At 44.6% G+C, this 14,507-nt stretch carries 10 protein-coding genes; 9 read left to right on the forward strand and 1 reads right to left on the reverse strand.

Annotated features, from left to right (window positions below; genetic code table 11):
• Positions 1-408: 408 nt before the first annotated feature.
• The 5 genes from NST45_RS02480 to NST45_RS02500 all read left to right on the forward strand — a co-directional run bounded on the left by NST45_RS02480 (position 409) and on the right by NST45_RS02500 (position 7,543).
• Positions 409-2,061 (forward strand): extracellular solute-binding protein, encoded by a 1,653-nt coding sequence (locus NST45_RS02480; protein ID WP_339824800.1) that lies wholly within the window; start codon positions 409-411, stop codon positions 2,059-2,061.
• A 183-nt stretch (positions 2,062-2,244) separates the two neighbouring features.
• Positions 2,245-3,150: an ABC transporter permease subunit gene (locus tag NST45_RS02485; RefSeq protein ID WP_036679607.1), complete on the forward strand. Its 906-nt coding sequence runs from the start codon at positions 2,245-2,247 to the stop codon at positions 3,148-3,150.
• 19 nt (positions 3,151-3,169) lie between these two features.
• The gene (locus NST45_RS02490; RefSeq protein WP_076099478.1) at positions 3,170-4,057 is read left to right on the forward strand and encodes a carbohydrate ABC transporter permease; all 888 of its coding nucleotides are present in this window, start codon (positions 3,170-3,172) and stop codon (positions 4,055-4,057) included.
• 83 nt (positions 4,058-4,140) lie between these two features.
• Positions 4,141-5,904, forward strand: coding sequence for a histidine kinase (locus tag NST45_RS02495; RefSeq protein WP_076212889.1), 1,764 nt, complete (start codon positions 4,141-4,143; stop codon positions 5,902-5,904).
• A complete protein-coding gene (locus NST45_RS02500; RefSeq protein ID WP_076099476.1) occupies positions 5,882-7,543 on the forward strand; it encodes a response regulator in 1,662 nt (553 codons plus the stop codon). Before NST45_RS02495 ends, NST45_RS02500 begins: the two co-directional genes overlap by 23 nt.
• A gap of 78 nt (positions 7,544-7,621) precedes the next feature.
• Here the strand turns inward: NST45_RS02500 and NST45_RS02505 are convergent, their stop codons facing one another.
• Complete coding sequence (locus tag NST45_RS02505; RefSeq protein WP_036679597.1) at positions 7,622-8,449, reverse strand: TerC family protein; 828 nt, start codon at positions 8,447-8,449, stop codon at positions 7,622-7,624.
• Between the two features lie 662 nt (positions 8,450-9,111).
• Here NST45_RS02505 and nifB point away from each other — a divergent pair.
• The 4 genes from nifB (at position 9,112) to nifK (ending at position 14,438) form a co-directional block, all read left to right on the forward strand.
• The gene (gene nifB / locus NST45_RS02510) at positions 9,112-10,488 is read left to right on the forward strand and encodes a nitrogenase cofactor biosynthesis protein NifB (protein ID WP_076179396.1); all 1,377 of its coding nucleotides are present in this window, start codon (positions 9,112-9,114) and stop codon (positions 10,486-10,488) included.
• Positions 10,489-10,491: 3 nt separating this feature from the next.
• Positions 10,492-11,361, forward strand: a complete 870-nt coding sequence (gene nifH / locus NST45_RS02515) for a nitrogenase iron protein (RefSeq protein ID WP_235219430.1) — start codon at positions 10,492-10,494, stop codon at positions 11,359-11,361.
• Between the two features lie 75 nt (positions 11,362-11,436).
• On the forward strand, positions 11,437-12,900 hold the full coding sequence (gene nifD / locus NST45_RS02520) for a nitrogenase molybdenum-iron protein alpha chain (protein WP_036679590.1): 1,464 nt from the start codon (positions 11,437-11,439) through the stop codon (positions 12,898-12,900).
• On the forward strand, positions 12,897-14,438 hold the full coding sequence (gene nifK / locus NST45_RS02525) for a nitrogenase molybdenum-iron protein subunit beta (protein WP_076103662.1): 1,542 nt from the start codon (positions 12,897-12,899) through the stop codon (positions 14,436-14,438). Before nifD ends, nifK begins: the two co-directional genes overlap by 4 nt.
• The last annotated feature ends 69 nt before the right edge of the window (positions 14,439-14,507 follow it).

Below are 14,507 nucleotides of genomic sequence, written 5' to 3' on the forward strand. Positions count from 1 at the left end.
TGATGCATTATAAGTGTACTAAATACAATTAAACGCGTAATGCCGCGTAATGCCGCGTAATTCAATGCTGAATTCAACGTTGAATTTATCCTCAGGGCAATCCTCAACGCAATCCTCAGTCCATACCTCCTACACTATGTACCGACGGCTCACTATATAGGTAATCTTGATGGCTAAGATTCTTAAGGGGTAGCATAAGGATCAGCCTCTTTTTTGTGTAATTAATTACCAATACATAGACACTAACAATCTCACAGTATTATGATAATCAGAGTGACCCTAAAGCGGAGCTTTGTTAGGCGAACATGAATAGGTAAAGAAAAGATACCGAATGTAAACGGTTCACACTCGCTGTGTTAACGCTTTCTTCTTACAATTAGGATATAGAAAATAAGGGAGGTTCAATAGATGAAAAGTAAGATTAAAGGCTTGCCTTTAATGGCATCGGCCATTGTTTTATCATTAGTTTTCAGTGGTTGCTCCAGCAATAATAGTGGAGACAGTAGTAGTTCCGCAGAGGGAAACACTAGTGCGCAAACGGAAATGGAAGGCGGTCCTTTAACCAAATATGATCCGCCGATCAAACTTCGCTCCACGATGAACGAAACAGGCAAAGAGACGTTGGCGCAGGGAGATACACATTCCAATAACATCTGGACCAGAGGATACGAGGAAGAACTTGGGATTAAAGTGTCCTATGACTGGATTGTGGCTGATGCCAACTATAACGATAAAATGAATGTTACCTTGGCGAGCGGAGATTTACCTGATTTGTTAAAGGTGTCCACGGTGCAATTCGAGCAGCTTTATGAAGCTGGCATGTTGGAGGATTTGACCGGGGTGTTTGATAAATATGCTTCGGATCTTGTGAAAGAATATTACGCTGAAGAGGACGGAGCAGGTCTAAAGCCGGTTACGAAAGATGGAAAACTGATGGCGATGGTAAGCTTCCCGGGTTCGCTGGATTCCTCTGATATGATATGGATTCGAAAAGACTGGATGGATAAGCTGGGTCTGGCAGAACCAACATCCATGCAGGATATTATTAAGATTGCAGAAGACTTTACATTTAAAGATCCAGACGGAAATGGCAAACAGGACACTTACGGCATTTCGTTGAACAAGGACTTGCCAATCAATGCGTTTCTACTCGGGTACCATGCTTACCTGGAAACTTGGATCAAAAATGCCGATGGCGAGGTTGTGAATGGTACGATTCAACCGGAGGTAAAGGCTGGACTTGCGGAGCTGCAAAGATTGTATAAAGAAGGAGTCATTGATCCAGAGTTTGGGGTAAAAGACTTTGCCAAAGCGATGGAGGATGTGAATGCTGGTAAATCCGGTATGTTATTTTTGCCGCAATGGGCACCTTTCCAAGTAAAGGACATGATTAAAAAAGATCAAAATGTTAACTGGGTGCCTTATCCAGTACAATCTATTGATGACCAACCTGCCAAAACTCAAAACCATCTTACAATTGGTGGCGTATTCGCGGTCCGTAAGGGCTACGAGCATCCGGAGGCATTGATCAAGCTGCTTAACTTCCAAGCAGAGAAAATGTTTGGGGAGTCCGCTAAAACAGAACGGGCAAAATATTTGAACGGGGACACAGGTCTGGGCTTCCAAAACGCGGTTGTATCCAACCTGCCACCGAACAAAAATGTAAAGGCACAGGATGAAGTGGAAAAAGCCCTTGAATCGGGGGATACCTCAAACATGGGCCTTGAAGCTAAATTATTCTATGATGATATTCAAAGCTACCGCGGCGGAGATCTTGATAAATGGCATATGGAACGGATCTTTGGGCCGCTTAGCTCACAATCGGTTATCAAACACTACCGCGACAATGACTTGGTGTTGATGAACGAGTTCATTTATGCCCCAACCAAAACGATGAACAGCAAAGCGGCTACCTTGGATAAACTGCGTGCAGAGACCTTCGTCAAAATCATTTACGGAAGTCTTCCTATCGATGAATTCGACAAATTCGTAGCCAACTGGAAAAAGCTCGGTGGAGATCAAATTACGAAAGAAGTAAATGATATCGTAAAAGCTAAATAGTAAAAACGACGCAGAAGAGGACTGCCCCTAGTCATGATAATGACAAACGGGTAGTTCTTTTTTTGGCTGAACAGCTATTCGGTTCGATAACCAGGTCAACAAAAGATACTTAAAGTCAATACGCTACACTATTAAGGCAATTTGGGGCTGCTCTATAATTGAGATACAAGGAGGAGAAAGCATATGCACTTTAATACTAAGCAATTTCTACGTAATATTCCGCTCCATTTAATGATTTTACCTGCCTTAATAGTAATCATTATTTTCAGTTATATTCCGATGGCTGGCCTTGTAATTGCCTTCCAGAATTTTTCCCCGATTTCAGGGTTTAAGAATATGAACTGGACAGGGCTCGAAAACTTTCGTTATTTGTTTGAGCTTCCCGGTTTTGGACAGGTCGTATGGAATACTGTATTTATCTCCGTCATGAAAATTATTGCTGGGCTGACCGTGCCGGTTATAGCGGCTTTATTGCTTAATGAGGTTCGTGTAAACGGCTTCAAACGTTCGATTCAGACGATTATTTATATGCCGCACTTTTTCTCATGGGTTATCTTGGGCGGGATTATCGTAGATGTACTGTCTCCGAGCAGCGGGATTGTTAACATGCTTTTAAAAGCACTAGGCATGCAGCCTATTCAATTTCTAGCCGACAATAGCTGGTTCCCATACGTACTAGTGATCACAGATCAATGGAAGGAGTTTGGATTCGGGACGATCATTTATTTGGCGGCTTTAACCAGCATTGACTCCTCCCTTTATGAAGCTGCTGTAATCGATGGTGCCGGAAGATGGAAGCAGACCTGGCATATTACGCTTCCGGGCATTCGCCCGATTATGATCCTGATGCTTACACTCAGTCTTGGCAACGTCCTGAACGGGGGATTTGACCAAGTGTTCAATCTGTACAATCCGCTAGTGTATGAATCAGGCGATATTTTGGACACGATGATTTACCGAATTGGTCTTCAGGATGCTCAGTACTCTGTATCGACCGCATTAGGATTGATAAAATCTGTAGTTTCCTTCGTATTTATCGGGCTGGGTTACTATCTGGCGTATCGTTTTGCTAAATATCGGATTTTTTAGAGAGAAAGGAGTGGACTAAATGCACCATACTTCAACTGCTTATCGTTGGTTTCTCCGCTGCAATTATGTATTTCTGACTTTGCTCGCAGTGCTTTGTCTTTTTCCGATCGTGAACATTCTGGCGATCTCCTTCAGCTCCAGCGCAGCTGTTAACGCGGGTAGCGTAACCTTCTGGCCTGTGGATTTCACACTTTCTTCCTATAAATATATCCTTCAGAACAACCAGTTCATTCACTCCTTCGGAACTAGTCTGCTCCGGGTAGTGCTTGGCGTATCCGTTAACCTGTTGTTTACGATTCTAGTAGCTTATCCATTGTCTAAAGAGGCAAAGTCCTTCCGCTCACGGACCGTGTATGCCTGGGTTTTTGTGTTCACGATGCTCTTCAGTGGGGGTCTGATTCCTGGCTATTTAATTGTAAAAGAAATGGGGCTGCTGGATAGCATCTGGGCGCTTGTTATACCGGGCGCGGTGCCGATCTTTAATGTTCTGCTTATGCTCAATTTCTTCAGAGGTTTGCCAAAAGAATTGGAGGAAGCCGCATGGATGGATGGCGCAGGACACTTACGTACGTTATGGAGTGTGTATCTGCCGGTATCTATGCCAAGTATTGCGACCATTACGTTGTTCGCTTTGGTGGGGCACTGGAATGCATGGTTCGATGGTATGATTTATATGAGAAGCCCGGAACATTATCCGCTGGCCACCTATTTACAATCCATACTTCAGCAGGTATCGATCCAGACTGAAAATATTACTTTTGAACAAGCTGCGTTATTAAATCAAATCTCAGACCGTACAACGCAAGCCTCCCAGATCTTCTTGTCTATCATTCCGATCCTGGCGATTTATCCGTTCCTGCAAAGATATTTTGTGCATGGACTAGTCGTGGGTAGTGTAAAGGGGTAAACTGGACTGGACCTAAATATAAGAAGGAGCCTGAACATGGCTCCTTCTTTATTATTATTCGATAGAAGAGGGAGAAAATTCCAATGAAATCATTCTCCATCGGGTGGAACCCCGATTCCATTGTGATCAAGCTGATCGGAGCTTTCCTATTGGTCATGCTTCCACTCTGTGCGCTGAGTATATCTATTACCTACTATAGCTCCAACCAAATGCAAGCTGAAGTGGAGAGGGCGAACGAATCGAAGGTTCATTTTTACTATAGCCATCTTGAATTTGAGCTGCAACGGATAACGGGCTTAGTCACGGAGTACTCTCAGGATGAAACGCTGGCTACCTTCAGTACCCGTATTCCAATTATGAGCCGGTACGAAGTGGATTCTAATCTGAACAATATATACACCAAGCTAAAACAAATCAAAGAAACCAGTCCTTATATTAGTGATGTTGTGTATTATGTACCGGAAATTAATAAGCGGGTTAGCGCTGCGGTGGGGGTTAGGGATGTCACCAATGAGGAATGGCAAAGTCTGCTGGCCACTATGGGCAATCTGAAGGGCGCTTTATCTAAATACGAAGACGAGTTGTATTTACTGCGCAGTAATCCCTATAACCTGGATCGCAATCTTTCACCTAATTTTTTGCTGGGAGTGAAGCTTTCGTCGCCTGAGCTTGAGTTGCGTTTGAAAGAATTTGCTGTATCAGGGGGGAGCGATATTACGTTGGCCTTCGGCAATAACGATTATGTGATATCAACTTCTGACCAGAAGCCCAGGTTATTCCCAGTAGAGAAACCGCTAAATAGTGAAGATACTGTAAGTGTGCAGCGGTATCGTTATGATGACTCTTTTTATTATTCGCTCTACGATCACAGCAATAACTTTAGGCTGACCGCAAATATTCCCAACACGGTGCTCATGAAGCCGATTCATGTGTACTCATTGCTGCTGTGGCTGTTGTTCGTTGTCTCGATAGTGATCATTATCTTGTTCTCTTTATGGACGTACAGGATGATTCATCGACCGATGTCTATTCTTATCAGAGGGTTTAAGAAAGCGGAGCAGGGGCAGACGGGGATCTTTATTACTCACTCCCGCAGGGATGAGTTTGGGTATCTATATTCTCGTTTCAATGAGATGCTTAAGCATTTAAATACACTAATTGATGAGAACTACGTGCAGCGTATCCGGACAGGGGAAGCGGAGCTTAAACATTTACAATCGCAGATCACACCTCATTTTCTCTACAACAGTCTATTTAGCATAAAACAGATGGCTGAGGTGGAAAATGTAGAGCTGATCAAGGAGTTCTCTGATTATTTAGGGCAATATTTTCGGTACATGACCCGGGATTCCGCCCAGGAGGTTACTTTGCGGCAAGAGCAGGAGCATGCTTTGGTCTATCTGGCTATACAACGGATTCGTTTTGGCGCGAGAATTAGAGCTGAAGTAGATGAGATTGCAGCGGATTGCCGGGACATCAAAGTCCCACGGGTCCTCCTGCAGCCCATTATTGAAAATGTATTCGAGCATGGGCTTAAGCAAAAAAGCAGCAATGGCCTATTAAAAATGAGTTATGAAAAAGTTGAGCATACGCTGACTATTATAATAGAAGATAACGGTGACTCGCTTAGTGAGGACAAGTTAAATCTCTTGCAGCGCCAGTTCTCCGAGCAGAATGCTATTCAGGGGGAAATCACGGGTTTATTAAATGTGAATCAGAGATTGAGGATCAAATTTGGTTCTCCTTATGGCTTGCAGGCAGAGAGAAGTTGTTTGGGCGGGCTTTGTGTAAGAGTCAATTTACCGCTTAAAGGGGATGTGCAGGATGCAACGAATGATGATAGTTGATGATGAGCCTAATATTTTGGATGGGTTGTACGAATTTTTTGTAAAGGCAGATTTTAAAGATTTGGAGATCATAAAGGTTCATTCAGCGGATCATGCCATAGATTGGCTTAATACCGTAAAAATAGATATTGTGCTTAGTGACATCTGTATGCCAGGAATGGATGGGATGGCGTTAATTCAGGAAATTGTCGACCGCTGGCCGCGTTGTAAAGTAATTCTGCTGACAGGACATAATGAATTCGATTTTGCCCATCAGGCGATCCGAAATCCATGTGTAGTTGACTATTTATTGAAGACAGAGGGGATGGATAAAATTCGTGCCGCTGTGGAGCTGACTTTGGAGAAAATATCTTCAGAAGAGGATTATTTCTATAAAAGCCAATGGCTTCGCGATAAGCTCCCGCGTGCTCTGCCCCAGTTACAGCAGCAATTATTACACGATATTCTAAGACGCACTGAACGGATAGACCGGCAGAGCTTACAGGTTGAATTTGACGCCATTCAGCTCCCGTTCAAAGCGGATGGACCCGTCCTGCCTATTATTCTGCGAATGGAGGCTTGGCGAAATTATGAAACGGCTTCAGACCGGAGCTTAATTCGTTATGCGGTAGCCAATATTGCGGAGGAGCTGCTCAGCGACAAAGTTGAAGTTAAGGCTGTGGATCTGGACCCGGGGACGATAGCTTGTTTTGTTCAGCCTAAAAGTGAAAGTGTATCCTCAATCAAGGAAGAAGAGCTCTGGTTAAAAACGCTCCGTTTCGTCCATGGAACCATGGAATCCGTTCAGCAAGCCTGTGGCAAATGTCTGCAACTATCTGTGTCTATTATCGCCAGTGATCAGGAAGTGCATTGGCATGAGCTGAACTATGCCTTGAACCGTTTACGATTAGCCATTTTTGATAGCCCCGGACTTGGGATGGAAAAGCTGCTGAGGATAAATACCAAGGAAGTGAGCCCAAGTCCAGGTTCTATGCATAATCGAAATGCAACAGCAGAACTACTGCTCGACTATTTAAAACAACGGCTGCTTGAAGGTGATCTCGATTGGGGCACATCTTTTCGCAAATGGGTGGAGCTCTCGGGGGAAGGTGGGCCGGAGGATCCTTTTTTGAGATTAAGATTAATGTCTGGGATCAGTAACACCCTGCTGCAGACTTTACAAGAGTTAGGTTTAACGGAAAAAGCCCATAGCGGTATGAATTTATCACGTATGTTATATTTTAATATCAATACACACTGGTCGGACGTCATCTCTTTTTATCACACGTTTTTTGAATGGATTATCTCGAACAGAAGCGCTACCTATAAACATGATGAATCGAATATCCTGTCCATGATCCACCAATATATTAAATCCCATCTGGCCGATGATTTGTCCTTAACCCGGATTGCGCAGGAAGTCTCACTTAATCCGTCCTATCTGTCACGCTGGTATAAAAGAACGACAGGGAAGGGGATTTCTGATTATATTCTGGAGAAAAAAGTGGAGCTGAGTAAGGAGCTGTTGCTTGGAACTGCTCTAAAAATGCACGAGATCTCCGGCCAGCTCGGGTTTAGTGATCAGCACTATTTTTTTCGATTCTTCAAAAAAACCGTTGGCTGTACGCCGCAGGAATATCGAGAGCAAAAACGAGGATAAATAACAATACCCCGAAAGACGTACACCTGTTCAGAAGGTGCATCTTACGGGGTATTGTTTGTGGCTGTATTTTAACGATTATTTACCGAGTTGTTTGTCTACTTCTCTAACCGGATTCTCGCCAACATTCTCTTCAACCTTGTGGCTACTCATAAACCAGCCGATTACAGCGATGAGTACGAGCACAACGTAGAAGGTGGCTTTCCACCAGGTACTATGAGCGAAATCTTCGGACAGAACACCAAGTGAAGGGTGCGCCAATGTAATGACTGACAGCTTAACACCCACCCAACCTACGATAAAGAAGGCTGCAATTTCAAGTCCTGGACGGGAATGCAGCAGCTTAACGAAGAAGGAAGCTGCGAAACGCATAATGACCAGACCGATAAATCCACCGGCAAAGATGACGAGGAATTGTCCGCCATCGAGGCCTCCGATTTTTGGAAGACCACTTGCAGGAAGAGCAACCGCGAGTGCAACTGCGGCTAGGATGGAATCGACCGCGAAGGCGATGTCAGCGACTTCTACCTTCAGAACAGTAAACCAAAAGCTGGATTTCTTTTTATTGACCGCACCGTCAGTGCCGCTTTCAGCAGCTTCATCTGTGACGGGCTTCTTAAACAACAGTTTTCGGAAAATATGATTACCCGCGATAAATAATAAATAAATCGCGCCGATGGCTTGTACTTGCCAGATATCGACCAGATAGGAGATGACAAATAGCGAACCGAATCGGAACACGAAGGCCCCCGCTAATCCGTAAAACAGCGCTTTTTTTCTTTCCTCATCAGGAAGGTGCTTAACCATAATTGCCAATACCAATGCGTTATCTGCGGCGAGTAGTCCCTCTAGTGCTACCAGAACAAGCAATACCCAACCGTACTCTAATAATAATCCCCAATCCATTACTGTTGTCCTCCCTTTTTGAATGCAAATATCTACCAAAAGATATCTACCCTACCATTTTAACCAAATTTATATAAAAAAGACCTTTACCAAACAGATTAGCCTTTGGAATAAAGGTCTAACCTGATTGGTAAAGGTCTCGCTAACAATGTGAATTGCCAATAAAGCCGGAGAATATCCTCATATTCTCGTATTGACGACTTTATTTAACAGCTACTCCCCTTTACGGGATATATTAAATTTTTAAGATTATTCAATGTGTTCTTGCCTAAAGAGATCATATACGAGATGAAAGTCATTGTCAATAAAAGTTGCAGAAATAAATGGATTCTATCTTTTAAGAATCATTAAAATGGCCAGAAACATGACATGATGACGGAAATCAACAGAGATTGAATAAAAATGGAAACGGAAACATGATACATTTAGGTTATATAAACTAACATTTAATATGACGAAACTGCAAACATAAGGAAAAACAGGACTTAAAAAGGAAAAACTCGATTGACGATGTAGGTTGATGAAAATATGATGAAACTAATCAAAGCAATCGAACATGGTTTGTGTTAACTAAAATTACATCAGTTGTTCTGTTGAAGTGAGTTTTACTGCGAAGAAGTACTAGAAGTTCATGTTGCATAAAACTTTTAGGAGGTGGGGAAATGCCGCAGACGTCATCGAGGTTATCCATTGAAGCAGAGGAGGAGCTCAGCCGCCATCCCTGCTACAGCGAGGAAGCTCATCGTTTTTTTGCTAGGATGCACATCCCGGTTGCTCCCGCCTGTAACATCCAATGTAATTACTGCAACCGAAAATTCGATTGTGTGAATGAAAGCAGGCCTGGTGTAGTTAGTGAAGTGCTAACTCCAGAGCAAGCTGAAAGAAAAGTGAAAGGTGTAGCCGCACAGCTGATGCAACTGTCGGTAGTTGGGATTGCAGGTCCGGGTGATCCGCTGGCGAATCCAGAACGAACCTTTGACACGTTCGAACGAGTCAAGCGGCAGATCCCTGATGTTACCCTTTGCCTGAGTACTAATGGATTGACCCTTTACAGGCATGTAGACGCCATACTAGCGCTAGGTATCCGTCATGTCACGATCACCATCAATGCCATTGATCCCAATGTGGGCCGTGAAATTTATCCATGGGTTGTTGACGAAGGGGTCCGGTACGAAGGACAAGAAGCAGCGGAGCTGCTGATCAGCCGCCAGCTTCAAGGTTTGGAGCTGCTGGCACAGCAAGGTATTCTTGTTAAAGTTAATTCCGTTATGATTCCAGGGGTCAATGATCATCATCTCCCTGAAGTATCGCGAACAGTTAAAGCGCTCGGGGCAACTCTGCATAATGTGACGCCTTTAATTATCGCACCGGGAAGTCAGTATGAACGGGATGGGCGCAAGGCGCCGCGTCCTAAAGAACTGCACAACCTGCAGGAAGTGCTTGGGCGCGAAGGAATGAAGGTCATGCGCCATTGTCGGCAATGCCGTGCTGATGCCATTGGGCTGCTGGGTCAGGATCGTAATCAGGATTTTATATTAGAAAAGATGGATGCAAATCCAGTTATAAATGAGCAAGCTAGAGCGCTTTTTCAACGTGAACTTGATGCCAAAATCCGTCAGCGTGTCAAAGCCAAAGAGCTAAGGCAGAACTCTTTCCAGCAAGGGCAGCACACCACCAAAGTCGCTGTTGCTACACGCGGTGGGGATAAGGTCAATCAACATTTTGGCCACGCGACAGAGTTCATGGTTTATGAAACAGATGGAGTAAGCGTGAAGCTGCTAGGTGTCCGAAAGATTCAGGCCTATTGCCACGGTAAAGCGGATTGTAATGGGGATAAGAATGCCACGCTACAAGAAATTATTTCTATATTAAAGGACTGTCAAATATTGCTCTGCTCTGGCATTGGCGATGTCCCTCGCGCCAGCTTAAATAAAGCCGGAGTATTGCCTCTGGTGCGTAAAGGTGAAATACAGGATGTGATTCTCGAAAGTGTGAAGATCAGCTCTTATTTTGAAAATATATCGATTTCGAAGGGATGATGAATGATGAGACAAATAGCTTTTTACGGTAAGGGCGGTATCGGTAAATCCACAACTTCGCAGAACACTTTGGCGCAGCTCGCCACTAAATTTGGTCAAAAAACAATGATCGTAGGCTGTGATCCTAAAGCGGACTCCACACGGTTGATTCTGAACACCAAAGCTCAGAATTCAGTGCTCCAATTGGCAGCTGAAAGAGGAACGGTTGAGGATTTGGAGCTTGAGGATGTAGTTCAGTTGGGATATGGCGACATTCTTAATGTGGAGTGCGGTGGACCTGAACCGGGTGTGGGTTGTGCCGGCCGCGGGATTATTACAGCGATTAATTTTTTGGAGCAGCAAGGGGCTTATGAAGGATTGGATTTTGTATCCTATGACGTACTTGGTGACGTGGTATGTGGTGGATTTGCAATGCCGATCCGTGAGAATAAAGCACAGGAAATTTATATCGTATGCTCCGGGGAAATGATGGCTATGTATGCGGCCAATAACATTGCGCGCGGAATTCTAAAGTATGCCAACAGCGGTGGCGTAAGATTGGGCGGTCTGATCTGCAACAGTCGTAATACGGACCGTGAGGATGAGCTCATTATGGAGCTGGCACGCCGTTTGAATACGCAAATGATCCATTTTGTCCCGCGGAATAATGTGGTTCAGCATGCAGAACTGAGAAGAATGACCGTAGCCCAATATAATCCTCATCATCAGCAAGCGAGAGAATATGAGATTTTGGCAGAAAAGATCCTGAATAACAATATGATGACAATCCCGACCCCGATTTCTATGGAAGAGCTGGAGGATTTACTCATGGAATTTGGTGTGATTGAGGATGAAGAGACGGCGCTGAAAAAGCTGAAGGCATCTGGCCAATAATTAGGTTCGTCCGGTGAACAGGAGTGGAGAGACGGCTGTTCACCGGATCACTCTAAGGGATGAGGAGGATTCAGAATGGGGCTGAATATCGAAGATAACCAAAAGATGCTCGAAGAGATTCTTGAGGTTTACCCGGAAAAGGCACGGAAGGATCGTCAGAAGCATTTTGAAATCAATAATGAAGAGTTAATAAACTGTGGCAAATGCGCCATCAAATCGAATATGAAGTCCCGTCCGGGGGTTATGACCCAAAGAGGATGTGCTTATGCCGGTTCGAAGGGCGTGGTCTGGGGCCCGATCAAGGATATGGTGCATATCAGCCATGGTCCTGTAGGTTGTGGGCAATATAGCTGGGGAACAAGACGGAATTATGCCAACGGAACACTGGGCATTGATAATTTTACGGCTATGCAGGTGACGAGTGATTTTCAGGAGACAGATATTGTATTTGGCGGTGACAAGAAGCTTGAAGTCATTTGCCGTGAAATTAAAGAAATGTTCCCACTGGCTAAAGGAATTTCGATCCAATCAGAGTGTCCTGTGGGGCTAATCGGAGACGATATTGAAGCGGTGTCCAAAAAAATGTCTATCGAGCTAGGTCTCCCGATCATTCCCGTTCGTTGTGAAGGATTCCGTGGGGTTAGCCAATCCTTGGGTCATCATATTGCTAACGATGCGATCCGTGATTTTCTGATGGGGAAGAAGGAGCTTGCGGAATGTGGTCCTTACGATATTAATATTATCGGAGATTATAACATCGGTGGGGACGCTTGGGCTTCACGCATTTTACTGGAGGAAATGGGTCTGCGTGTTATTGCGCAGTGGTCTGGGGATGGAACCATCAATGAATTGGCGATCGCGCATAAGGCGAAGCTCAATCTGATTCACTGTCATCGCTCCATGAACTATATGGTAACGACGATGGAGAAAGCATATGGGATTCCTTGGCTGGAATACAACTTTTTCGGGCCGACCAAAACAGCTGAAAGCCTTCGAGCCATCGCCGCAAGGTTTGATGAGTATATTCAGGAAAATTGCGAGAAAGTCATCGCTAAATACACGCCACAAATGGAGGCGATTATCTCTAAATTTAAACCCCGGCTGGAAGGTAAAAAGGTCATGCTGCTGGTAGGCGGATTACGTGCCCGCCATACACTGGGGGCTTATGAGGATCTGGGTATGGAGGTAGTGGGCACAGGTTATGAGTTCGCTCACAAGGATGATTACGAGAAAACATTCCCTGAACTGCCGGAAGGCACTATTATCTACGATGATCCAACCGCTTACGAGCTGGAAGAGCTTGCGCAAAGACTTGATATTGATCTGATGGGCTCGGGTGTGAAGGAGAAATATGTGTATCACAAGATGGGTATTCCTTTCCGGCAAATGCACTCTTGGGATTATAGTGGTCCTTACCATGGCTATGACGGGTTTAAGATTTTTGCTAAGGACATGGACATGACCATTAACAGCCCAGTGTGGAGCTTGATCAATTCAGGGAAAACAGGATCACTCCCTAAAAAGGAGGCGGGCGTATGAAGGACAAACTGGAGATCCCGGATTACAATACATTATTTCAAACTGAACCCTATGTGAAGCAACGTGAAGGGAAAAAAGCATTCGAGGCACCCTGCAGTGAGCAAGAGACAGCGGAAGCATTAGCCTACTCGAAGTCGTCTGAATATAAGGATAAGAATTTTGCTCGCACCTCACTGGTAGTTAATCCTCATAAAGCATGCCAGCCCCTAGGAGCCTTGATGGCTGCGCTGGGATTCGAAAAAACTCTGCCGTTTATACATGGCTCCCAAGGCTGCACTGCGTATTTTCGTAGTCATTTGAGCCGTCATTTCAAGGAGCCAACCCCCGCGGTTTCTTCTTCTATGACAGAAGATGGTGCGGTGTTCGGAGGGATGAACAATCTTATTGATGGTCTTGAAAATAGTGTGGCGCTCTATAAGCCAGAGATGATAGCTGTATCCACTACATGTATGGCTGAGGTTATAGGGGATGATCTGCAGGCTTTTATATCCAATGCCCGCCAGAAGGGTGCAATTTCGAAAGAAATTCCTGTACCCTACGCCAACACACCAAGTTTTTCCGGATCACATATTACAGGTTACGATTCCATGTTAAAGTCCATCCTCAGTACCTTGTTCATCCGCTCTGGGATTGAAGCTACCCCTGGCAGTGGAGAGGGAACTGGAGAGAAGCTGAATGTCATTTTAGGGTTTGAGCCTTATACGGGGAATTTTGCGGAAATTCGAAAAATCCTTGCCGCGTTTGATACAGGCTACACCTTCCTTGGTGACCACAGCGGCAATTTTGATTCCCCGGCTACAGGAGAATATTCCTATTATTATGGGGGAACGAAGCTGGCAGATGTGCCGAAAGCAGCTAATGCGTTGGGTACTCTTTCACTTCAGAAATATTCTGTCAAAAAAACGTTGGAATACATCAGCGGCACATGGAAACAACAGACCGTTGCGATGTCGACTCCACTGGGCATTAATGCGACAGATCGGCTAATAGAGTCTATCAGTGAATTAACGGGATTGCCCATTCCGCCTGAGCTTGTGGAAGAACGTGGCCGGGTAGTGGATGCTTTACTCGATAGCCACCCTTATCTGCATGGCAAACGAGTGGCTTTAGTTGGCGATCCGGATTTGCTGATCGGCCTGATTGAATTCTGTCTGGAAGTCGGTATAGAGCCTATTCATATTGTGTGCTCCAATGGGGAAAACGGATTTAAAGAAGAAGCGAAAGCTCTGCTTGCTGCCAGTCCCTACGGAGCAGAAACAACGGTTCATATCGGAAATGATTTGTGGCATATGCGCTCTCTGCTGATTGATGATCCTGTGGATCTGGCCATTGGAAGCTCTCATCTTAAATTTGCTGCCAAAGATGCCGACGTTCCTTTGATCCGTGTAGGCTTCCCTGTTTTTGACCGCCATCATCTGCATCGTTATCCGATTATCGGTTATCAAGGTGCCTTGAACTTGTTAACTACTATAGTAAATACAATCCTGCAGGGGTTGGATGAGGATTCATCTGGCTTCAACCACGATCTTGTTCGTTAGTCCAATATTTATCGTAGTGACACTGAATAATTGAGCATTTTAAGAGTAAGGAGTATTCAGTTACGGGAG

The sequence above is a fragment of the Paenibacillus sp. FSL R7-0163 genome (assembly GCF_037969975.1).
GTDB lineage: Bacteria > Bacillota > Bacilli > Paenibacillales > Paenibacillaceae > Paenibacillus_AQ > Paenibacillus_AQ odorifer.